General features: G+C 71.4%; 17 protein-coding genes. 7 read left to right on the forward strand and 10 right to left on the reverse strand.

The annotated features are described in order from the left end of the window. The first annotated feature begins 4 nt into the window (after positions 1 to 4). The 3 genes from ABXS69_RS07605 to ABXS69_RS07615 all read left to right on the forward strand — a co-directional run bounded on the left by ABXS69_RS07605 (position 5) and on the right by ABXS69_RS07615 (position 2,086). Complete coding sequence (locus ABXS69_RS07605; protein ID WP_366180112.1) at positions 5 to 529, forward strand: FAD:protein FMN transferase; 525 nt, start codon at positions 5 to 7, stop codon at positions 527 to 529. Between the two features lie 784 nt (positions 530 to 1,313). After that, the gene (locus tag ABXS69_RS07610; RefSeq protein WP_366180113.1) at positions 1,314 to 1,496 is read left to right on the forward strand and encodes a hypothetical protein; all 183 of its coding nucleotides are present in this window, start codon (positions 1,314 to 1,316) and stop codon (positions 1,494 to 1,496) included. 467 nt (positions 1,497 to 1,963) lie between these two features. Further along, entirely contained in the window at positions 1,964 to 2,086 is a 123-nt protein-coding gene (locus ABXS69_RS07615) for a hypothetical protein (protein ID WP_366180114.1), read from the forward strand. A gap of 38 nt (positions 2,087 to 2,124) precedes the next feature. Here ABXS69_RS07615 and miaB read toward each other — a convergent pair whose 3' ends face one another. From miaB to ABXS69_RS07630, 3 genes are all read right to left on the reverse strand, one after another. After that, positions 2,125 to 3,804, reverse strand: a complete 1,680-nt coding sequence (gene miaB, locus ABXS69_RS07620; protein WP_366181567.1) for a tRNA (N6-isopentenyl adenosine(37)-C2)-methylthiotransferase MiaB — start codon at positions 3,802 to 3,804, stop codon at positions 2,125 to 2,127. A gap of 320 nt (positions 3,805 to 4,124) precedes the next feature. Next, positions 4,125 to 5,648, reverse strand: a complete 1,524-nt coding sequence (locus tag ABXS69_RS07625) for an NAD(P)/FAD-dependent oxidoreductase (RefSeq protein ID WP_366180115.1) — start codon at positions 5,646 to 5,648, stop codon at positions 4,125 to 4,127. A gap of 97 nt (positions 5,649 to 5,745) precedes the next feature. Continuing rightward, a complete protein-coding gene (locus ABXS69_RS07630; protein ID WP_366180116.1) occupies positions 5,746 to 6,891 on the reverse strand; it encodes an ROK family transcriptional regulator in 1,146 nt (381 codons plus the stop codon). A gap of 263 nt (positions 6,892 to 7,154) precedes the next feature. On the opposite strand from ABXS69_RS07630, the gene ABXS69_RS07635 reads away from it, so the two are divergent. The 4 genes from ABXS69_RS07635 to ABXS69_RS07650 all read left to right on the forward strand — a co-directional run bounded on the left by ABXS69_RS07635 (position 7,155) and on the right by ABXS69_RS07650 (position 12,742). After that, positions 7,155 to 9,353 (forward strand): alpha-galactosidase, encoded by a 2,199-nt coding sequence (locus tag ABXS69_RS07635; protein WP_366180117.1) that lies wholly within the window; start codon positions 7,155 to 7,157, stop codon positions 9,351 to 9,353. A gap of 122 nt (positions 9,354 to 9,475) precedes the next feature. Further along, positions 9,476 to 10,381, forward strand: coding sequence for a sugar ABC transporter permease (locus tag ABXS69_RS07640; RefSeq protein WP_366180118.1), 906 nt, complete (start codon positions 9,476 to 9,478; stop codon positions 10,379 to 10,381). Between the two features lie 13 nt (positions 10,382 to 10,394). Continuing rightward, entirely contained in the window at positions 10,395 to 11,336 is a 942-nt protein-coding gene (locus ABXS69_RS07645) for a carbohydrate ABC transporter permease (RefSeq protein WP_366180119.1), read from the forward strand. 8 nt (positions 11,337 to 11,344) lie between these two features. Further along, complete coding sequence (locus ABXS69_RS07650; RefSeq protein WP_366180120.1) at positions 11,345 to 12,742, forward strand: sugar ABC transporter substrate-binding protein; 1,398 nt, start codon at positions 11,345 to 11,347, stop codon at positions 12,740 to 12,742. A 138-nt stretch (positions 12,743 to 12,880) separates the two neighbouring features. Here ABXS69_RS07650 and ABXS69_RS07655 read toward each other — a convergent pair whose 3' ends face one another. The 7 genes from ABXS69_RS07655 to ABXS69_RS07685 form a co-directional block, all read right to left on the reverse strand. Further along, complete coding sequence (locus tag ABXS69_RS07655; protein ID WP_366180121.1) at positions 12,881 to 13,402, reverse strand: regulatory protein RecX; 522 nt, start codon at positions 13,400 to 13,402, stop codon at positions 12,881 to 12,883. After that, complete coding sequence (gene recA / locus ABXS69_RS07660; RefSeq protein ID WP_366180122.1) at positions 13,402 to 14,643, reverse strand: recombinase RecA; 1,242 nt, start codon at positions 14,641 to 14,643, stop codon at positions 13,402 to 13,404. The genes ABXS69_RS07655 and recA overlap by 1 nt, the downstream gene beginning before the upstream one ends. A gap of 314 nt (positions 14,644 to 14,957) precedes the next feature. Continuing rightward, the gene (locus ABXS69_RS07665) at positions 14,958 to 15,185 is read right to left on the reverse strand and encodes a DUF3046 domain-containing protein (protein ID WP_366180123.1); all 228 of its coding nucleotides are present in this window, start codon (positions 15,183 to 15,185) and stop codon (positions 14,958 to 14,960) included. A 114-nt stretch (positions 15,186 to 15,299) separates the two neighbouring features. After that, entirely contained in the window at positions 15,300 to 15,656 is a 357-nt protein-coding gene (locus tag ABXS69_RS07670) for a helix-turn-helix transcriptional regulator (protein ID WP_159523945.1), read from the reverse strand. 245 nt (positions 15,657 to 15,901) lie between these two features. Further along, entirely contained in the window at positions 15,902 to 16,405 is a 504-nt protein-coding gene (locus ABXS69_RS07675) for a CinA family protein (protein WP_366180124.1), read from the reverse strand. Further along, a complete protein-coding gene (pgsA, locus tag ABXS69_RS07680; RefSeq protein ID WP_366180125.1) occupies positions 16,398 to 17,075 on the reverse strand; it encodes a CDP-diacylglycerol--glycerol-3-phosphate 3-phosphatidyltransferase in 678 nt (225 codons plus the stop codon). Before pgsA ends, ABXS69_RS07675 begins: the two co-directional genes overlap by 8 nt. A 188-nt stretch (positions 17,076 to 17,263) precedes the next feature. Continuing rightward, positions 17,264 to 20,170: a DNA translocase FtsK gene (locus ABXS69_RS07685; RefSeq protein ID WP_366180126.1), complete on the reverse strand. Its 2,907-nt coding sequence runs from the start codon at positions 20,168 to 20,170 to the stop codon at positions 17,264 to 17,266. Positions 20,171 to 20,214: the final 44 nt, after the last annotated feature.

The raw sequence follows: 20,214 nt of genomic DNA on the forward strand, positions 1-20,214 counted from the left end.
GAACGTGGGGGAGCTCGCCCATCACGAGGGAGACGCGCTCATCCTCGAGCGCCCCGCGCTGGTGGATGTGGGCGCGGTCGGCAAGGGGTTCCTCGCCGACCTCGTGGGGGCGCTGCTCCTGGAATCGGGCGTGGAGGACTTCGTCGTCGACGCCGGCGGGGACGTGCTCGTCCATGCCGACGAGCCGGTGAGGATCGGGCTGGAGGATCCCGCCGACAGCACCCGCGTGGTCGGCACCGTGGAGATCGCGCGCGGCGCGGTGGCCGGCTCGGGGACCAGTCGCAGGGCGTGGGGCGACGGCCTGCATCACATCCTCGACGGCCTCACCGGCAGGCCGGCGGCCCGGATGACGGCGACATGGGCGATCGCCGAGACCTGCGCTCTCGCGGACGGCCTATCCACCGCGCTCTTCCTCACGCGCCCAGAGGAGCTGGCGACCTCGGGCCCGCGCTTCGAGTGCGCCCTCCTGCGCGCTGACGGGAGCGCGGAGGCCTCCCGGGGCCTGCCCGGCTCACTGTTCACCGCCTGACAGACGGGGCGCCGCCGCCCAGCGGCGCCATCCACACCGGGCGGCGCCACCCGCGCCCAGCGGTGCCATCCACACCGAGCAGTGCCATCCACACCCAGTGGTGCCATCGGCACCGAGTGGTGCGTCCTACCCGCACCACTCGGTGCTGCCCGCACCAGTCAGTGCAAAAGGCACCAGTCAGCACCCCCACGGCGTTGAACCCACCCAGCGATGCCCACCCGCCCCACACCCAACGCCGCCACCCACACCGAGCAGCGCCATCCACACCCAGTGGTGCGTCCTACCGGCACCACTCGGCGCTACCTGCACCAGTCAGTGCAAAAGGCACTAGTCAACACTCCCAAGGGCGCCGAAATCGCCCGGCGACATACCGGGGAATCGACACCGAACGATGATCGCTACCGAAAGGCGGCGGGGAGTCTCCTGACAATCCAGAACAGCCTTGACCTGCGAAACAAGGAGGCTGCCGTCGAATAACAGGCACACTTCGACGATGAGCGAATGGCGAGACCGCGCGCAACCAACAGTTCCATCACTCAAGATCGAAGAACAATCCTCATGAGGGGGGTGCGATCACCTCGACACCCAGCCCTCCCAATGAGTTTAACACTGACGGCCGCATGCGGAATGACGCCCCCTCGGCGCACGATCCGTCCCCGCGCCCCCATCACCCACCCCCGACACCGCCACGGCGATCATCACTGACCACTAAACCGATCCCGACTCACAATGGGCAAGCTCGGATGCCGCCTCCTCCAGACCGGAATTGACGAAGGAGGAGATCTTGAACCAGCGAATTCGCGACAAGCTGACATCCGCAGATCAATCCGTCGAGGCCATGCAGAGCGCTGCAACGGTAGTCGTCATCGTCATGAACGACGACGGCACGACAACCGCCGCCGCCGAGACCTCAACGACCTTCGCCTACGGAGGGGACCGATCGGGGCCACGAGCGACAGATCCGTGACGGGCGCCCACAGCGCCGCCCTGCCCTAAGAAGACAAGGATGGAGATTTCCGCACCAGCGAGAATATCGCTCACCAGCAAGGACCGGGGATCCGTCGGCACCTCTCGGACATGGAACAACTCCGCCCACCAGCGCTCCTACGCGTCCCAGGGCCCATGCTCCGCGCTCGACAGCATCTGGAAGGTCGAGCCAGGCGATCCCCTCTACACGGACTTGGATCCGAACAGAACGCCTGACGGGACGATCAATCACGCCACGGTCGTCACCGCCCCCCTGGGAGGTGCCCCCGTCATCTCTCAGAAGACCAGCAACAGATCGAATATCCCACTCACCACTCTATTCTCCTCGCCGAGGAGCAGGGAAAGAGCATCGTGCGGCACGGCCTTCAACGCGATGCCTGACCACTATCGCGACTCCGGCCTTTCCCAGGACTCCCCCATGAGCGCGCCTCGCAGAGCAGGATCGCCATGGCGATCATCATCGCCGCGACGATCCTCACGCTCATCGCCGAGCGATGGCTCCTGAGGAGATTCGTGAGCAGCGAGCGCCACACCTCAAAGGAGTCGAGAGCGGCGAGGACCACGCCCTAGACATCCGTTCCGATCTCGGTTCAGCGCCAGCGTCGGCCTCACCGGGCGGCCGGGGCTCCCACGCGCAGGGTGGGCAGCCCCAGGCTCACCGGGGCGGTGTCCGGCTCAGGGGCGGCATGAGCCTGGTCCTGGCGGCGCTCCCAGGCGTCGCCGGCGCGGGTGCGGCGCACCTCGAACAGGGCGGGCCCGTCGTCGTTCCAGGCGCGATCCCCGGCGGAGCGCGCCTCACCCGCGGCGCGCTCGGCCCCGCTCAGCGCCCGCCCGCACAGGGCGGAGTCGGCGATGAGGTTGTGGGGCGCGCCATGGGTGACGCGCACGGTCACCATGTCCCCCGGCCGGGGCGCTCCCCGCGAGTAGTCGTCCGCGGCCAACCCGGCGGGCAGGGCGGCGTGGACGAGGCGGTTGTCCGCGGCGCGCCCTGAGACGCGGGCGGTGACGGCATCGCGCCGCCCCTCGCCCTCGGCCACGAGGATCTCGATCACCCGTCCCTCCTGGGCCACGTTCTCCTCATGGGTGATGCGCCGCACGAGCTCGTCCAGGCGGCGGTAGCGGTCCTTGACCACCTCGACGGGCACGGGCTCCAGGTCCGCCGCAGGCGTGCCGGGGCGCGGGGAGTACTCGAAGGTGAAGGCGGAGGCGAAGCGGGCCTCCTCGACGATGTCGAGGGTGGCCTGGAAGTCCTCCTCCGTCTCGCCGGGGAAGCCGACGATGATGTCGGTGGTGATGGCCGCCTCGGGCATGGCCGCGCGCACACGCTGAAGGATCCCCAGGAACCGCTCGGAGCGGTAGGAGCGGCGCATGGCGCGAAGGACGCGGTCGGAGCCGGACTGCAGCGGCATGTGGAGGCTGGGCATGACGGCGGGGGTGGAGGCCATGGCCTCGATGACGTCGTCGGTGAAGGCCGCGGGGTGGGGACTGGTGAAGCGGACCCGCTCGATGCCCTCAACTCCCCCGGCGGCCCGCAGCAGCTTGGCGAAAGCGCCGCGGTCCCCGAAGCCGACCCCGTAGGAGTTGACGTTCTGGCCCAGCAGCGTGACCTCGATGGCGCCCTGGTTCGCGACCGCCTCAATCTCGGCCAGGACCTCCCCGGGGCGGCGGTCGCGCTGCTTGCCGCGCAGGGAGGGCACGATGCAGAAGGTGCACGTGTTGTTGCAGCCCACGGCGATGGAGACCCAGGCGGCGTAGGCGGAATCGCGTCGGGTGGGCAGCGTGGAGGGGAAGACCTTGAGGGACTCCTCGATCTCGACGGCCGCCTCCGCGTTGTGGCGGGCGCGCGCCAGGAGGGCGGGCAGGACGTCGAGGTTGTGGGTGCCGAAGACGACGTCGACCCACGGCGCCCTGTCCACGATCCCCTGTCCCATCTGCTGGGCGAGGCACCCGGCGACGGCGATCTGCATCCCCGGGCGCTCGCGCTTGACGGCGGCCAGCTGGCCGAGATTGCCGAACAGGCGCGTGGCGGCGTTCTCCCGCACGGAGCAGGTGTTGACGATGACGACGTCCGCGCCGCCGTCACCGGCATCGGTGGCGCGGGCCGCGGCGGCGGGGACGTCGTCAGCGCTCACGTAGCCCGCGGCCTCGAGGAGCCCGGCCATGCGCTCGGAGTCGTGGACGTTCATCTGGCAGCCGAGGGTGCGCACGTGGTAGGTGCGCGGCAGGGCGGAGTGGGCGCTCGAGCGGGCGTCGAGCACGGGCGTGGCGTCAGTATCGGCGGTGGTCATCACCAGCAGTCTAGGGGCGGCGCCGACGTCGCCCCGCGCGCCGAGCGCCACCACCGCTGTCAGGCTCACCGCTCCTGGCTCCCCGTTCTGCCGCGGACCGCCCGCCCTCCCCCCCTAGGGCGTGACAGACAGCACTACGAGAGAGGGGCCACCGCAGTGCGCGCCGCCACCGGCCACGACCGCTTCTCGCACCGCCACCTGGGAACCACGGGAGAGGACCCGGCCGCGGTCCTGGCGAGCGTGGGGGCCACGAGCCTGGAGGAGCCGGCATGGGCCGACCTCACCGGCCTGACCGGTGCCAGCGCCTCCTTGGCGGCCGGTCAGGACCCGCTCTCGGCGGCCTTGCGCCGCTCGGCGAGGACGGCGTCGTGCCGGGCGGCGGTGGCGAAGGCCGCGCCGGGCTCGGCGATCGAGCCGAATGAGGCGAGGTCGCGCCTGAAGACGACGGCGGCGAGCCAGTCCATCATGATGCGGACCTTGCGGTTGAGGGTCGGCATCGCGTAGACGTGGTAACCGCGGTGGGCGGTCCAGGCGGCGAAGCCGCGCAGGTCCCGGCCCATGATGCGGGCCACGCCCTTGCCGATGCCCAGGGAGGCGACGGTGCCCAGGTTGGCGTGGGCGTACTGGGCGAGCTCGGCGCCGCCTTGCGCGCCCGCGGTCAGGACCGCGACGAGGTTGTCCGCGAGCACCGTGGCCTGGCGCACCGCGTGCTGGGCGGTGGGGGCGCAGGTCGCCTCCGGGTCCTGGCTGGTCAGGTCCGGGATAGCGGCGCAGTCGCCGGCGGCCCAGGCGCCCTCGACGGGCGCGCCGTCGCGGGCGACCTGGAGGGTCGGCAGGGCGGTGACGCGGCCACGAGGCTCGATGGGCAGGTCGGAGGCGGTCTGCAGGACGGGGGCAGCCTTGACGCCGGCGGTCCACACGATGGTGTCGGCGTCGAACTCGGTGCCGTCTGACAGCACGACGTGGCCGTCGACGCAGGAGCTGAGGAAGGTGGACAGGCGCACGTCAATGCCGCGCTCGAGCAGCTGCTGCAGGCCGTAGCCGGAGAGCTCCTCGGTCAGCTCGGGCAGGATGCGGCGCGAGCCCTCGACGAGGACGAAGCGCACGTCGTCCTGGTCGATAGAGGGGATGGTGCGCACCGTGGCGCGGGCCATGTCCTCGAGCTCGGCGATGGCCTCGACGCCGGCGAAGCCTCCTCCGACGAAGACGAAGGTGAGCAGGCGGCGACGGCGCTCGGCGTCCCAGGTGGAGGCGGCGTCCTCGATTCGGGTCAGGACGCGGTTGCGCAGCGCGGTGGCCTCCTCGACCTGCTTGAAGCCCATGGCCTGCTCGGCCAGGCCGGGGATGGGCAGGGTGCGGGCCTCGGCGCCCAGGGCGAGCACGAGGTGGTCGTAGGTCAGGGTGTAGGGCTCGAGCTGCTCCCGGGTGGACTGGGGGGTCGGCGGGCGCACGGTGACGGTCCTGGCGGCGTGGTCGATGGCGGTGATCGCACCGGTGATGATCGTCACACCGTCGAGGTTGCGCCGGTGGGAGGCGATGACGTGGCGCGGCTGGATGGACCCTGCGGCGACCTCCGGCAGGAAGGGCTGGTAGGTCATGTAGGCGCGCGAGTCGATGACGGCGATCTCGACCTGGTCGAGGTTGAGCTGGGCGCGCAGGGAGCGGGCGACGCAGAAGCCGACGTAGCCACCACCGGCGATGATGACCCGGGGTGGGCGGCGGGCGCCGTCGGCGGTGGTGACGTCGGGGACGTCGCGGCGCTCGGGCCGGGCGGCCAGCGCGAGGGCTGCTGTGGTGCCAAGGAGAGCGGCGGTCGACAGGGCGATGATGGTACGGCGACTCATACCCACAATCTAAGGGCGTCCTTACGTGGTTCCAAAGCAGGGATCTGAGTACCGGACATGGTTCCTGCCACACCCCGGGCCGACGCCCGGTGGTGCCCTACCGGTCGCCCGCCACCAGCGCCCAGCGCTCCAGCGCCAGGGCGGCAGCGCCCCTGCCCCACTCGGCGAACTCGAAGGGACGCAGCACCACCGGCACCGGCGCCGCGCTCCAGTGCCGCAGGCTGACGACCTCCTCCTCGAAGGTCTCGCGATAGGCCTCCAGCACCCCGACCCCCTCCCCGGAGACAACGACGAGCTCGGGGTCGATGAAGGCGATGAGAGACCCCACGACCCGTCCCGCCGCCAGCGCGGCGCGGCGCAGGACCTCGTCAATTCCCGGGTCCTCACGCAGCGGCGGGCTCAGCAGCTGCTCGACGCTCAGCTCCTCCGCCCCGCAGCCCAGGTGCTCGGCGGCGGCCCGGAGGATTCCGGCGGTTGAGGCCAGGGCGCGGGCGCAGCCCGCGTGCCCGATCTCGCAGCTCGGGCCCGAGGGCGCTACCGGGAGGTGCCCGACGCTGCCGGCCGCGCCCCTGGCCCCGGAGACGATCTCGCCGCCCACCGCGATCCCGCAGCCGATGCCCGCCCCGAAGGTGACCAGGGCGAAGGGGTCCTGCCCGCGTCCGGTCCCGTACCAGGACTCGGCGTAGGCGAAGGCGCGCACGTCGTTGGCCACGACGCAGGGAAGTGAGGTGGCCTCACCGACCATGTCGGCCAGGGGCACGTCGCGCCATCCTAGGAAGCTGGCCACCACCACGGTGCGCCGCTCGACGACGGCGGCCCCCAGGGAGATCCCGATCGCGTCGGGCTGTCGGCCGCTGCGCTGGGCCAGCCGCGCGACCACCGAGGCGATGAGGGCGGTCACGGATGTCGCGTCGCTGACCGTCAGGGGCTGGGACGCGCTGGCGAGCACCTGGCCCAGCGGGTCGGTCAGGACGGCGTAGAGGCGGTGGTCGGTGAGCTTGATGCCGACGACGGTGGCGCTGGTGGGGACGACGGCGAGCAGGCGGGTGGGGCGGCCCGGCCCGCCGGCCTGCGCCGGGGGCCCCTCCTCGATGAGCCGGGCCTCGATGAGGGGACGCACCGCGCGCGTCGTCGTCGCCGCGGACAGGCCCAGGCGCCTGCCGAGCTCGCCGCGGCTCATGGGACCGGCGCAGATCAGCGACAGCAGCGCCCTGGTGCCCAGGCCGCGCACCGCACCTTCCATCACTGGCTCCCACCACGTCAGCTGCGCGACGAGCCGTGCGGCTCGCGCCTGCGAACGGCGCCACATGACGCCGCTCGTTGCGCCACTCTAGAGCAGACCCCGCGGCGCCTCACGCCAAGGCGCCCGGAGAACCAGGCCGAGCCCCGGCCCTCTCTCGCGGGCGCCTGTCATGAGTCCCGTCGAACCCTTGCGCCTCCGGGGACCACCATATATTTTCATGCCACAAGGAATCGGTGTTGGTTCCCCATCCCGGAAGGACGACGATGACCCTCCACCTCCGCTCCGGCGGCACCTCCCTTGTTCTCGACACCCCCTCCGACCGCTTCCCCGTGGTGCGCCACTGGGGAGCCGACCTCGGCCCACTCGACGGCAGCGCCCTCCAGGACGCCGGCCGCGCGTCGGCCACCACGCTCGGCTCGAACTCCGCCTGGATCTGCAACGACCTGCCGGTCCTCCCCCACGCCAGCCTGGGATGGTCGGCCCGCCCGGCCATCGGCCTGCACCGGGTGGACGGAACCGCCTTCTCCTTCCACCCCACGTGGGTCGAGCACGAGTGGTGGGCCGAGGACTCACCGGCCGCCGGGGAGGGGTCTCCCGCCCCCACCGCCCCCATGGTGGTCTCGACGGCCGTCGATGAGTCGCACGGGGTGAGCGTCGTCAGCGAGATCCGCCTGGAGGGGTCCGGGCTCGTGCGCGTGCGCGCCACGGTCACCAACGAGCCGGGCGGGCGCCTCGAGCTGGCCAACGGCCTCGTGGTCGACGAGATCACTCCCGTGCTGCCCCTCCCCCAGGGCGCCGATGAGATCCTGGACATGTCCGGGCACCACGTCAATGAGCGCCGGCTCCAGCGCCACCGTCTCACCGCGGGCACGCACCTGCGCGAGTCCTGGGAGGGCCGACCCGGGCACGACGCCACCACCTGGCTCGCCGCCGGCCGCGCCGGCTTCGGCTGGCGCGCGGGCACGGTCCACGGCGTCCACCTGGCCTGGTCGGGATCGACGCGCTCCCTCATCATGAGCCCCTCCCAGGGCAGGGCGCTCATCGGCGCCGGCGAGCTGCTCGCCCCCGGTGAGGTCCTCCTGGCCCCGGGGGAGTCCTACACCTCCCCGTGGGCGGTCTTCTCCTGGGGCGAGGGGCTGGACGCGCTGGCGCACCGCTCCCACGCCTTCCTGCGCTCCCTGCCCTCCCACCCCGAGCGCCCCCGGCCCGTGCTGCTCAACACCTGGGAGGCCGTCTACTTCGATCACCGCCTCGACAAGCTCACGCGCCTGGCCGAGCTCGCCGCGGACGTGGGCATCGAGCGCTTCGTCCTCGACGACGGCTGGTTCGGCTCCCGCCGCGACGACACCTCCGGCCTGGGCGACTGGCGGGTCTCGGCCGACGCCTGGCCCGAGGGCCTGGGCCCCCTCGTGGATCGCGTCCACGAGCTCGGCATGGAGTTCGGGCTGTGGTTCGAGCCGGAGATGATCAACGTCGACTCCGAGCTCGCCCGCGCCCACCCGGACTGGATCCTGTCCGATGGGGCGAGAGGCGCGCCCGAGCACCGCAACCAGCGCGTCCTGGACCTGTGCGCCCCCGGCGCCTGGGACTACCTGTACGAGTCGATCAGCGCCCTCGTGGAGCGCTACTCCATCGCCTACATCAAGTGGGACCACAATTCCCCGCTCGTGGCCGCCGGCCACGAGGCGCCCTGCCCCACGGCCGGCCGGCGCGGCGGGGCGGCCGTCCATGACCAGACCCTCGCCCTCTACCGCCTCCTCGACGCCCTGCACGAGCGCTTCGAGGACCTGGAGATCGAGTCCTGCGCCGGCGGCGGCGGCCGCATCGACATGGGCATCATGGAGCGTGCCCAGCGCGTGTGGGCCTCGGACTCCATCGACGCCCATGACCGCCAGGACATCCAGCGCGGCACCATGCTGCTCCTGCCCCCCGAGCTCGTCGGCACGCATGTGGGCGACGGCCGCGCGCACACGACGCTGCGCGATCTCGACCTCGACTTCCGCGCGGGCACGGCCCTATGGGGGCACATGGGCGTGGAGTGGGATCTGACCCGCGCGGATGAGGCCGCGTTCGAGCGCCTGGCCTCGATCATCGCCCTCCACAAGGAGCTGCGCCCCCTGCTGCACTCGGGCCTGACGGTCCACGCGGACCTGGCCGACGACGACGCCCTGCGGATCGAGGGCGTGGTCGCCGCCGACGGCTCCGAGGCGGTCTACGAGATCGCCTGCCTGGGGCAGACCATCGCCTGGCCGACGGCCCCCCGGCCGCTGCCCGGCCTGGACCCGGGGCGCCGCTACCGGATCGAGCTCGCGGCGCCGTCGTACCCCGGGCTGGCCCTGCGCCCGGAGTGGATGGACGAGCCGGTCACCCTGCCGGGCTCGTACCTGTCCACGACCGGCCTGGCCCTGCCGATCCTCCACCCTGACCACCTCATCCTGGTGCGCGCGACCGCCGTCGACTGACCCCCGCCGGCCCACGAGCGGCCCGCGCCGGAGCACAGGGCCCGCTCGCCGTCGTCGTCCACGGCCCCCCATCCGACTCGCCCCTCTCCCCTATCCGTTTCAACGATGATCTGGAAGGAACCATGACCACCATCGCCTCATCGGCCCCACGACTGCGCGGAAGGCCGCGCAGCGACACCCGCCTGGGCTGGGCCTTCATCGCCCCCGCGGGCATCGGGCTCCTCGCCTTCTACATCTGGCCACTGCTGCGGGGCGTCTGGCTGTCCTTCACCGAGTACAACCTGCTGACCCCGGCCTCCTTCAACGGGCTGGCCAACTACTCCCGCATGGTCCAGGACAAGATCTTCTGGAACGCGGTGCGGGTGACCCTGGAGTACGTGGTCATCAACATCGGCCTGCAGACGGTGCTGGCCCTCGTCATCGCCGTCCTCATGCAGCGGTTGACCCAGTCGACGCTCGTGCGCTCCATCGTGCTGACCCCCTACCTCGTGTCGAACGTCGTTGCCGCCATGCTGTGGCTGTGGCTGCTGGACAACACGCTGGGCATCTCCAACCAGGTCATCGAGGCGGTTCTCGGCGACCGCGTGGACTTCTTCTCCTCCTCGCTGGCGATCCCCACGATCGCCATCATCAACGTCTGGCGGCACGTCGGCTACACGGCGCTGCTCATCTTCGCCGGGCTCCAGGCGATCCCCGGGGACGTCTACGAGGCGGGCAAGATGGATGGCGCCAGCGAGTGGACGATGTTCTGGCGCATCACCATGCCGCTGCTGCGCCCGATCCTCGCCCTCGTCCTGATCATGACGATGATCGGCTCCTTCCAAGTCTTCGACACGGTCTCCGTGACCACGAGCGGTGGCCCGGTCAACGCCAGCCGCGTGCTGCAGTTCTACCTGTACGACATGGCCTTCAGCCGCTTCCAGTTCGGCTACGCCTCCGCGATGGCCGTCGGCCTGCTCCTCATCCTGGCGGCGATCACCGCCCTGCAGTACCGCATGACCCGTGCGGGCGAGACCGACCTGAGCTGAGAGGGACCCGACCATGACCACCACTGCCACCACTCCCTCAGCCGCCCCAGGGAGGGCCGGGGCGGCGAGCGCCCCGAAGAAGCGCGTCTCGGCCGGTCGCGTCGCCGCCTGGGCCGCCATGGCCCTCATCATGGCCTTCACGCTCCTGCCCTTCTACTGGGTGCTGCGCACCGCGCTGTCCTCCAACGCTGGCATCTACGCCGATCCCACCAACCCCCTGCCCGTGGACCTCAACCTCCGGGCCTTCGCCAGGGTCTTCGGTGCGCAGTCCACCGAGGCGGCGATCGCCGACGGCGGCTCCGGCGCGGAGATCAGCTTCTGGCTCTACCTGCGCAACTCGATCATCGTGGCCACGCTGGTCACGGTGGGCCAGGTGCTCTTCTCCGCCATGGCCGCCTACTCCTTCTCGCGCCTGCGCTGGAAGGGCCGCGACGCGGTCTTCGCCATCTTCCTGTCAGCGCTCATGGTGCCCTCGATCTTCACCCTCCTGCCGAACTTCGTGCTCATGAAGCAGCTGCACCTCATCGACACCCTCCTGGGAGTGGCGCTGCCGACGATGCTCATGACGCCCTTCGCGGTGTTCTTCCTGCGCCAGTTCTTCATGAACATCCCCCGGGAGCTGGAGGAGGCGGCCCTCCTCGACGGAGCATCGAAGGCGCGGGTCTTCTTCACCCTCATCCTGCCCATGTCGAAGGCGCCCGTCACCACGCTGGGGATCCTGACCTACATCGCGGCCTGGAACGACTACTTCTGGCCGCTGCTGGTGTCCTACTCGGGCTCCTCCCGCGTGCTCACCGTGGCGCTGGCGGTCTTCAAGTCCCAGGCGCCCCAGACCGGCCCGGACTGGTCCGGCCTCATGGCGGCCACGCTCGTGGCGGCCCTCCCGATGCTCCTGCTCTTCATGGTCTTCGCCCGGCGCATCGTCAACTCCATCGGCTTTACAGGCATCAAGTGAGGCACCAGATGACGACCTCTTCCCTCCCTATCCTGCGCTCGGCGCTCTCGCGGCGCTCCCTCCTGTGCGGTCTGGCCTCCGGGGCCGCCGCCATGACCCTGGCCGTCTGCGCCGGATCGAGGGGATCGGACCCCAGCACCGTGGAGTACTGGCTGTGGGACTCAGCGCAGCTGCCCGCCTACCAGGCCTGCGCCGATGCCTTCAAGGCCAAGACCGGCATCACTGTCAACATCACCCAGATCGGTTGGGATGATTACTGGACGAAGCTCACCGCGGGCTTCATCGCCGACACCGCCCCGGACGTCTTCACCGACCACATCGCCAAGTTCGCCCAGTTCGTGGATCTAGGCATCCTCCTCCCCCTCGATGAGCAGGCGGCGTGGTCCGACGTGGACACCGAGGCCTTCCAGGACGGCCTCATCGACCTGTGGAAGGGCGACGACGGCCACCAGTACGGCTGCCCCAAGGACTGGGACACCGAGGCGGTCTTCTACAACAAGACCATGCTCGCCGATGCCGGCCTGAGCGAGAAGGACCTGGAGGGATGGTCCTGGAACCTCGCCGACGGCGGCAGCTTCGAGAGGGTCCTCGCCCGCCTGACCATCGACAAGAACGGCGTGCGCGGCGACGAGCCGGGCTTCGACCCCACGAGCGTGGCCGTCTACGGCACCGGCATCGCCGATGAGGGCTCCTCGGACGGCCAGACCCAGTGGAGCCCCTTCACCGGCAGCGTCGGGGACTGGCGCTACACCGACAAGAAGACCTGGGGCACCCGCTACCGCTATGACGAGAAGCAGTTCCAGGACACCCTCGACTGGTATTTCGGGCTCATCGACAAGGGCTACATGGCCCCTGCCGGCACGTTCGCCAAGGGCAACGGCACCGATGTGCAGCTCGCCAGCGGCTCGATCGCGCTGTGCGTCGCCGGCGCCTGGATGTTCAACACCTACGCCAAGATGGAGATCGACGTCGGCATCGCCGCCCACCCGGTGGGGCCCAACGGCAAGTCCGTCTCCCTCATGAACGGCCTGGGCGACTCGATCGTCAAGAAGTCGAGGAACATCGAGGGCGCCTCGAAATGGGTGGCCTTCCTGGGAACCCGGGAGGCGCAGGACATCGTGGCCTCCTATGGGATCGTCTTCCCGGCGATCACGTCCTCCACGGAGAAGGCGGTGGAGGTCTTCGAGAGGACCGGGCTGTCCACCAAGCCCTTCACCAGCTACCTGGAGGACGACGGCGGCGGCACGTTCTACTTCCCGCTGACCTACTTCGGCGCCGACGTGAACGCGATCATCAAGCCGGGAGTCGCGGACGTCTACGTCAACCGCGTGCCGGCCTCCACCCTCACCGAGTACAACGAGCAGGTGAACCTCCTGTTCAAGACCTCGAAGAAGGAGAAGGGCTGAGCCGGCGCCCCACTCGGGCCCGACGCGCCGGGCGGCCCCGGCCTCCTGCGGCGCTCGCACGGCGGGGCGGCCGCGCGGGCCGCCGCCCTGTGAGCGCACGGTGGTCCTGGCGCGAGAGCGCATGGGCGGCCGACCGGCTCAGTCGCCGTCGGACCCCTGGTCCTCCCCGTCCTCCTCGGCCAGGGCTCGCGCGAAGGCGTCCAGGGCCACGGCCTGGGAGTGGCCCTTGCGGCCCAGCGCCCCCAAGGCGCGCCGCTTACGGACCACCGGATCGAGCCCGCGCGTGGCGCGCAGCCTCTTGCGGGCCAGGGCGAGCGCAGCGCCGGCCTCGTCGTCGCCGCTGATCTGGGCCAGGGCCCCGCTGATCGCCCGCTCCCCCAGGCCCTTGCGCCGGAGCTCATCGGCGATGGCCCGGCGGGCCGCGCCCTTCTCAGCGAAGCGGGTGCGCGCAAGAGTCGCGGCGTAAGCGCCGTCATCGATGAGGCCGGCGTCCTCAAGGCGGTCGAGGACCTCCTGCGCCACGCGGTGATCGATCTCCTTGCGCTCCAGCAGCTCGGCGAGGGCCGCGCGGGGGGCCGGGGCGCGGTCGAGGCGGCGCAAGACGATCTCCCGCGCCGCCTCGACCTCCTCCTGATGCCCGTCAGGGGTGAGCCAGGGCATCAGAAGCCACCAGCGTCCTCACCGAAGGCGGCGTCGATATCAAGGGCGGAGGACTTCCTGGCACCGCTCTTGGCGCCGCCCTTCCCCGAGCCCCTGCCCGAGCCGCGCCCCGCGGCCTTGACGGGGGCCTTCGTCTCCGCGGCGGCCTCGAGGGCGGCCTCTGCCGCCGCTGCCGCCGCATCGGCCTCCGCCGCTGCCGCCGCGGCCGCGGCCTCCTCCTGGGCCTTGCGCCCGGCCTCCCCGATCCCCAGGGCGGCGAGGATCTTCTGCTCGATCTCATCGGCCAGGGCGGGGTTGTCCGCGAGGAAGGCGCGGGCATTCTCCTTGCCCTGACCCAGCTGGTCCGTGCCGTAGGTGAACCAGGCGCCGGACTTGCGCACGATGCCGTTCTCCACGCCCAGGTCCAGCAGCCCGCCCTCGCGGGAGATGCCGCGGCCGTAGAGGATGTCGAACTCGGCCTGCTTGAAGGGCGGGGCCATCTTGTTCTTCACCACCTTGGCGCGGGTGCGGTTGCCCACCGGCTGGTCCCCGTCCTTGAGGGTCTGGATACGGCGCACATCGATGCGCACGGACGCGTAGAACTTGAGGGCCTTGCCACCCGTGGTGGTCTCGGGGCTGCCGAAGAAGACGCCGATCTTCTCGCGCAGCTGGTTGATGAAGATGGCCGTGGTGCCCGTGGCGGACAGGGCGCCAGTGATCTTGCGCAGCGCCTGGCTCATGAGGCGGGCCTGGAGGCCGACATGCGAGTCCCCCATCTCCCCCTCGATCTCCGCCTTGGGCACCAGTGCGGCCACGGAGTCGATGACGATGATGTCCAGACCGCCGGAGCGGATGAGCATGTCCGCGATCTCGAGGGCCTGCTCGCCGGTATCCGGCTGGGACACGAGAAGGTTGTCCGTGTCCACCCCGAGGGCCTTGGCGTAGACCGGGTCCAGGGCGTGCTCGGCATCGATGAAGGCTGCGTTCCCGCCGGCCCTCTGGGCGCTGGCGACGGCGTGGAGGGCGACGGTGGTCTTACCGGACGACTCGGGGCCGTAGATCTCGATGATGCGACCACGGGGCAGGCCACCGATCCCGAGGGCGACATCGAGCGCGGTGGAGCCGGTGGGGATGACGGCCACGGGCGGGCGGGAGTCGTCACCCAGGCGCATGACGGAGCCCTTGCCGAAGGACTTGTCGATCTGGGCGAGGGCGGTGGCCAGGGCCTTGGATCGATCCTGGTTCTGGGTTGCTGCGGGCATGATCTCTTCTCCGGCTCGGGCGGCGGTGGGCCGCGGTGTTCAGGGCTGGTCCTCGTGGACGAGATCCCCTCTCCGGGGCTCGTGGACGACGGTATGCCGGACCACTGACATGTATCCGCGAGCCTCCACAGAACGGGGCCTGCGAGGGCTCGTGGCGCGTCCGTGGTGAACTCTAACCGAACACGTGTTCGAACTCGCGAGCGGGCCTTCCCCGGCGTGTCACGGGACGAGGCCGACGGCGCCGCTCCCGGCGGGTCCCGTCCGGCCGCCCGAGCGGCAGGGCCCTCCGGCCGCCGCGCGGTGGCAACCGCGCCCTACCCTCGGCGGGCGCGCGGATCGTCCCGGTACACCCAACGCTCGGCCTCGCTGCGCTCGGTCTCCTGGCAGAGCGAGTCCCAGACCTCGCGGGGCGGCTCGCCGGCGTCGAGAGCCTGGACGGCCGTCGTCGACCAGGGCGGCAGGACGAGGTCCTGGGCCAGAGATCGCCCGTAGGCGGAGCCGAAGACCTCGTCGAGGGCGCGCCAGAACTCCGAGTGCTTCATGAGGGCTCTTGGTCAGGGGAACGGATGGCCGGGAGGGGGTCGGGCGACGGGAGGGAAGATCCCCGGACGGCCTCGCGACCGCCCGGGGACGGGGATCAGGCAGGCCCGCCGGCGTCAGCGTGCGATGGCGCCCTGCTGGCGGATGAGCTCGTCCGGGACGGTGTCGGGGATGACGACGCCCTCTGCCATGGCGACGCGCTCGGAGACCTCGCGCAGCACTGTGGACAGGGGGGCGTCGAGGGCCTGGCAGATGGAGGCGAGCAGCTCCGAGGAGGCCTCCTTCTGACCGCGCTCGACCTCGGAGAGGTAACCCAGTGACACGCGCGCCTGCGAGGAGACCTCGCGCAGGGTGCGCCCCTGGTGCTGGCGGACGGAGCGGAGGACCTCGCCGATCTCACGGCGCAGGAGGACGTTCTCGTGCTTGGTGGTGTCCACGGCAGAACCGTACCCCGTGGAGAGCGCCGGGCGCATCGCCATCCTGGGAGCCAGGCGGGACGAGCGGGCTGGACGGGGGCGAGTCATCTCATTCATCACGAGGCACAACCATTCACTACTAGGGTTCATTCCCGGCCTCGGTCGCTGGTTCATCACCGCGCCCTGGCCGATGGCATGAAGCATGTCGCCGGTGTCTGAGAGGACGCTTGGTGGGAATCATGAGCGAGCCATGACATGGGCGCGAGCACGGCACGCGCCCCGATCCGCACGGGCGCGGCTCCTCAGGGAGCCTCCCGCGCGGCGCGAGCGGCGAGGCTCAGGACCGCCAGGGCGGTCGCGGCACGAATCTCGTCGCGCCCACCGGTCAGGCCCAGCCTTCGGCCCACGGCCCCCCATGGGCCGAAGGCGGCGATATGGACCGTCCCGGCCGGGTGCCCGTCAGCGGGGCCAGGTCCGGCCACACCGGTGGTGGCCAGTCCCACGTCCGCCCCGAGGAGCCGGGCGGCGCCCCGCGCCATCTGCTGGGCGACGACGGCGTCGACCGGCCCTGCGCGGGCCAGGCGGGCGGCGTCGACCCCCAAGAGCTCGACCTTGATCCTCGTGGCGTAGGAGACGACGGCGCCTACGAGGACCGTGGAGGCCCCGGGCACCCCGCCCAGCGCGGAGGAGACCATGCCAGCGGTCAGCGACTCGGCGACGGCGAGGGTGAGCCCGCGCTCGCCCAGGGCGCGCAGCAGTTCATCCGCCGCCTGGCGGCCCTCGGGCCAGGCCGGCGCCTCACCCATGCTGGGCGACGCCCGCCGCGCCGGCGGCGGACTTCTCACGCGAGATGCGGATCGCCTGGAAGACGTAGTCGACGCCCGTGGCCACGGTGACGACGAGGGCCGCGGCGACCAACGCGTAGGAGACCCTCAGCAGGGCAGTGGCCAGCACCGCGGGGAGCACGGCATGCCAGGGCAGGAGGAGGCCGACCAGCGCGAGGATCTGCAGGACCGTCTTGATCTTGCCGCCCCGCGATGCCGCCATGACGGCACGCCGGAGCATGGCGAAGCGCATGACGGTGATGCCGAGCTCGCGCGCGATGATGAGGACCGTCACCCACCACCACAGGCGACCGGCGACGCTGAGCAGGATGAAGGCCGACAGGGTGAGGGCCTTGTCCGCGATGGGGTCGGCGATCTTGCCGAAGTTGGTGATGAGGTTGCGCGAGCGCGCGAGCTGCCCGTCGAGCCGGTCGGTCGCCGCGGCCACCATGAAGACGAGGGCGGCGGCCAGGCGCGCGGCGTCGCCCGGGAGGAGCATGAGCCACACGAAGACCGGCACGAGGACGATGCGCAGGACGGTCAGGGCGTTGGCGATATTGAGCAGGGGCGCCCCACCCGCGGGGGCGCCCCTGCCGCTGACCGACGAAGGCGCGGCGGGACCCGGATGGGAGGGGGGCGGAGCGGCTTTCATCGCCTCAAGCGTAGAGGAACCGTGGGGCAACGGTGAGGCCACCGCATGACCAGATCACCTATCGATACTTATCCATAGTCTATGAGCCCGGTCTCCCCAAGCGGCCCATCCGCCGGCCTCGGGCGGCGCGCCGACGGTCCGGCAACAGGGCCGAGGGCGCGGGCCGGATCGCGGGTCCTCGTCCGCGCCTACCAGGACTGGCCGCGGCCGGTGAGGCTCCAGGCGTCCTCGGAGTCCTCCGAGGCCGACTCGTCGTCCCAGGACTCGCTCACGGGGGCGTCGCCCGCGGCCTCGAGGGGGTCGACGGCGTAGCGGTCGGTCGGCAGGCCCGCCTCGCGCGGGGTTCCGGGCTGGAGGCCGGAGGGCACGCGGGCAGCGGTGGCGTCGGAGGCGCCCGGGTCCTCGATCTGGGGGGCCTCCCCGTCGCCCTTGATCCAGGCGAGGGTCTCCTGAAGCTGCTCGGGCTGGACCAGGACGTCGCGGGCCTTGGAGCCCTCGGAAGGGCCCACGACCTCGCGGGACTCCAGCAGGTCCATGAGGCGCCCGGCCTTGGCGAAGCCGACGCGCAGCTTGCGCTGGAGCATGGAGGTGGAGCCGAACTGGCTGGTGATGATGAGCTCGGCGGCCTGCAGGAGCAGGTCCATGTCGTCGCCGATCTCCTCGTCGATCTGCTTCTTGACCTCGGGGACGACGACGTCCTCGCGGTACTCGGGGGTGAGCTGGCCCTTGACGTGCTCGACGACGGCGCGGATCTCGCTCTCGGTGACCCACGACCCCTGCACGCGGATGGGGGTGGAGGCGCCGGGCCCCAGGTAGAGGGCGTCACCCTGGCCGGTGAGAGTCTCCGCGCCGTTCTGGTCGAGGATGACGCGCGAGTCGAGCTGGGAGGCGGTGGCGAAGGCCAGACGCGAGGGCACGTTGGACTTGATCAGGCCCGTGACGACCTGGGCGACGGGCCGCTGGGTGGCCAGCACGAGGTGGATGCCGGCGGCGCGCGCCAGCTGGGTGATGCGCTGGATGGAGGCCTCGACGTCCTTGGGGGCCGTCATCATGAGGTCGGCGAGCTCGTCGACGACGACGAGGAGGTAGGGGTAGGGGCTGAGCACCCGCTGGCTGCCGGGCAGGGGCTGCACCTCGCCGGCGCGGATCGCCTTGTTGAAGTCGTCGATGTGCTTGAAGCCGAAGGAGGCGAGGTCGTCGTAGCGGGCGTCCATCTCGCGCACCACCCACTCCAGGGCCTCCGCGGCCTTCTTCGGCGAGGTGATGATGGGGGTGATGAGGTGCGGGATGCCCTCGTAGATGGTCAGCTCCACGCGCTTGGGGTCCACGAGCACCATGCGGACCTCCTCGGGGGTGGCGCGCATCATGATCGAGGTGATCATGGAGTTGACGAAGGAGGACTTGCCGGAGCCGGTCTGGCCGGCCACGAGCATGTGCGGGGTCTTGGCGAGGTTGGTGACGACGTAGTCGCCCTCGACGTTCTTGCCCAGGCCCACCACGAGGGGGTGCGCCTGCTTCTTGGCGGCCCCCGAGCGCAGGACGTCACCGAGCTTGACCATCTCGCGGTCGGAGTTGGGGATCTCGATGCCGATGGCGGACTTGCCGGGGATGGGGGTGAGGAGGCGGATCTCGTCGGAGGCCACCGCGTAGGCGATGTTCTTCTCCAGGCCGGTGATCTTGGAGACGTTGACGCCCCGGCCGCGGTGGACCTCGTAACGGGTGACCTGGGGGCCGCGGGTGTAGCCGGAGACGGTCGCGTCGATGTTGAACTCGGTGAAGACGTTCTGGAGGGCGTCGACGACGGCGTCGTTGGCCTCGGTGTGGGTGGCGTGCCCGGCGCCGGCCTCCAGGAGGGAGGAGTCGGGCAGCGAGTAGGTGGTGCCATCGGGCAGGGCCATGGCAGCGCCGCCGGCCATCTCGATCTCGTCGGCGAGGTCCGGATCGATCGCGGGGGTCTCGTCGGTGACGGCCTCGGGGTCCGCGGGCGGCACGGGCCGCTCCCCCGGCGCCATCGCGCTCCTTCCCCGGGGGGTGAGGGCGGGCGGGGCGAGAGGGGAGCGGGCCTCCGCGATGACCTCAGTGGCGGGCTCGGCGCCCACGGGGACGCCGACTCCACCTGCGCCGCTGGGGCCGCTGGCGGCGCCCTCCCCGCGCGGGCGCTGCCGGGACGAGGCGGCGCCCTCCTCCGGGGTGATCCGGGGGCGCAGGCCGGAGCCGCGCTTCCGCGAGGCGCCCCGGGGGGCCTTCCCGCCGTCGGCGACGTCCTCGGCTGCCGAGTCCTCCATCTCGATGGCGGAGCGGAAGGGCTCATCGCCGTCGTAGGAGTCGAGGGAGGCCGTGGCCGTGAGGTCCGCGTCGTCGACGGGGGCCCGCGATCCCAGGGCCTGGCGGACCCGGCCCAGGGCGCGGGTGGGCCAGGCGTCCGCTGGGGCGTCGGCGCCGGCCTCGGTCCTGCGGGCGGCGGCGATGTCCCGCAGCTCGGCGATGGTCCTGCCGGAGACCACGAGCGCTGAGAAGGCGATGAGCAGGAGCAGGAGGATGACGGCGCCGACAGCGCCGAAGAGCCCGGCCAGGGGCGCGCCGAAGAGCCAGCCGAGCAGGCCTCCGGCGCCCTCGGCGCCGGCGATGCCGGCGCTGAGAGCGGGCTGGCCGGAGGCGACGTGGATGATGCCGGTGAGCCCCGCCAGGACGCCCAGGCCGCCGACGCTCACGCGGGCGTGGACGTTGGTGAGGCGGTGGACGCGCAGAGAGGCGATACCCAGGGCCGCCAGGAGGATCGGAACGATGATGCTGAGCACGCCGACGGGCCCGGCGGCCAGGTGGTGCAGGAAGCCGCCGGCGGCGCCGGACACCCCGAACCACTCGCGCAGCCCTGTGACCGCGGCCAGGGCGAGGAGCCCGAAGGCCCAGGCTGTGCGGGAGTAGCCATAAGCCGCGGGGCGCTGGGAGCCGGGCGCCGCCTGGGCGGGCATGGTGGCGGTCTCGCCGGTGCCGCCCTGGCCCTGCTGCGTGCGACGGCGGCGGCCCGAGCCGCGCAGGGGCGGCTTCGGGCTCGATGAGGACTTAGCGTTTCGCGTGGTGGAGCGGGTGGCCATGGTGGTCAACACGCTAGCGGCAGTGCCTTCCGCGCCGGGCCTGC

Origin of the sequence: Actinomyces timonensis (genome assembly GCF_040702965.1) — a bacterium.
Taxonomy (GTDB): Bacteria; Actinomycetota; Actinomycetes; order Actinomycetales; family Actinomycetaceae; genus Actinomyces; species Actinomyces timonensis_A.

Coding starts and splice junctions, on each gene's coding strand:
- ABXS69_RS07615 (WP_366180114.1), top strand. CDS start 1,964: ATGGCGATCATCATCGCCGCGACGATCCTCACGCTCATCGCCGAGCGA.
- miaB (WP_366181567.1), bottom strand. CDS start 3,804: ATGACCACCGCCGATACTGACGCCACGCCCGTGCTCGACGCCCGCTCG.
- ABXS69_RS07625 (WP_366180115.1), bottom strand. CDS start 5,648: ATGAGTCGCCGTACCATCATCGCCCTGTCGACCGCCGCTCTCCTTGGC.
- ABXS69_RS07630 (WP_366180116.1), bottom strand. CDS start 6,891: ATGGAAGGTGCGGTGCGCGGCCTGGGCACCAGGGCGCTGCTGTCGCTG.
- ABXS69_RS07635 (WP_366180117.1), top strand. CDS start 7,155: ATGACCCTCCACCTCCGCTCCGGCGGCACCTCCCTTGTTCTCGACACC.
- ABXS69_RS07640 (WP_366180118.1), top strand. CDS start 9,476: ATGACCACCATCGCCTCATCGGCCCCACGACTGCGCGGAAGGCCGCGC.
- ABXS69_RS07645 (WP_366180119.1), top strand. CDS start 10,395: ATGACCACCACTGCCACCACTCCCTCAGCCGCCCCAGGGAGGGCCGGG.
- ABXS69_RS07650 (WP_366180120.1), top strand. CDS start 11,345: ATGACGACCTCTTCCCTCCCTATCCTGCGCTCGGCGCTCTCGCGGCGC.
- ABXS69_RS07655 (WP_366180121.1), bottom strand. CDS start 13,402: ATGCCCTGGCTCACCCCTGACGGGCATCAGGAGGAGGTCGAGGCGGCG.
- recA (WP_366180122.1), bottom strand. CDS start 14,643: ATGCCCGCAGCAACCCAGAACCAGGATCGATCCAAGGCCCTGGCCACC.
- ABXS69_RS07665 (WP_366180123.1), bottom strand. CDS start 15,185: ATGAAGCACTCGGAGTTCTGGCGCGCCCTCGACGAGGTCTTCGGCTCC.
- ABXS69_RS07670 (WP_159523945.1), bottom strand. CDS start 15,656: ATGCGCCCGGCGCTCTCCACGGGGTACGGTTCTGCCGTGGACACCACC.
- ABXS69_RS07675 (WP_366180124.1), bottom strand. CDS start 16,405: ATGGGTGAGGCGCCGGCCTGGCCCGAGGGCCGCCAGGCGGCGGATGAA.
- pgsA (WP_366180125.1), bottom strand. CDS start 17,075: ATGAAAGCCGCTCCGCCCCCCTCCCATCCGGGTCCCGCCGCGCCTTCG.
- ABXS69_RS07685 (WP_366180126.1), bottom strand. CDS start 20,170: ATGGCCACCCGCTCCACCACGCGAAACGCTAAGTCCTCATCGAGCCCG.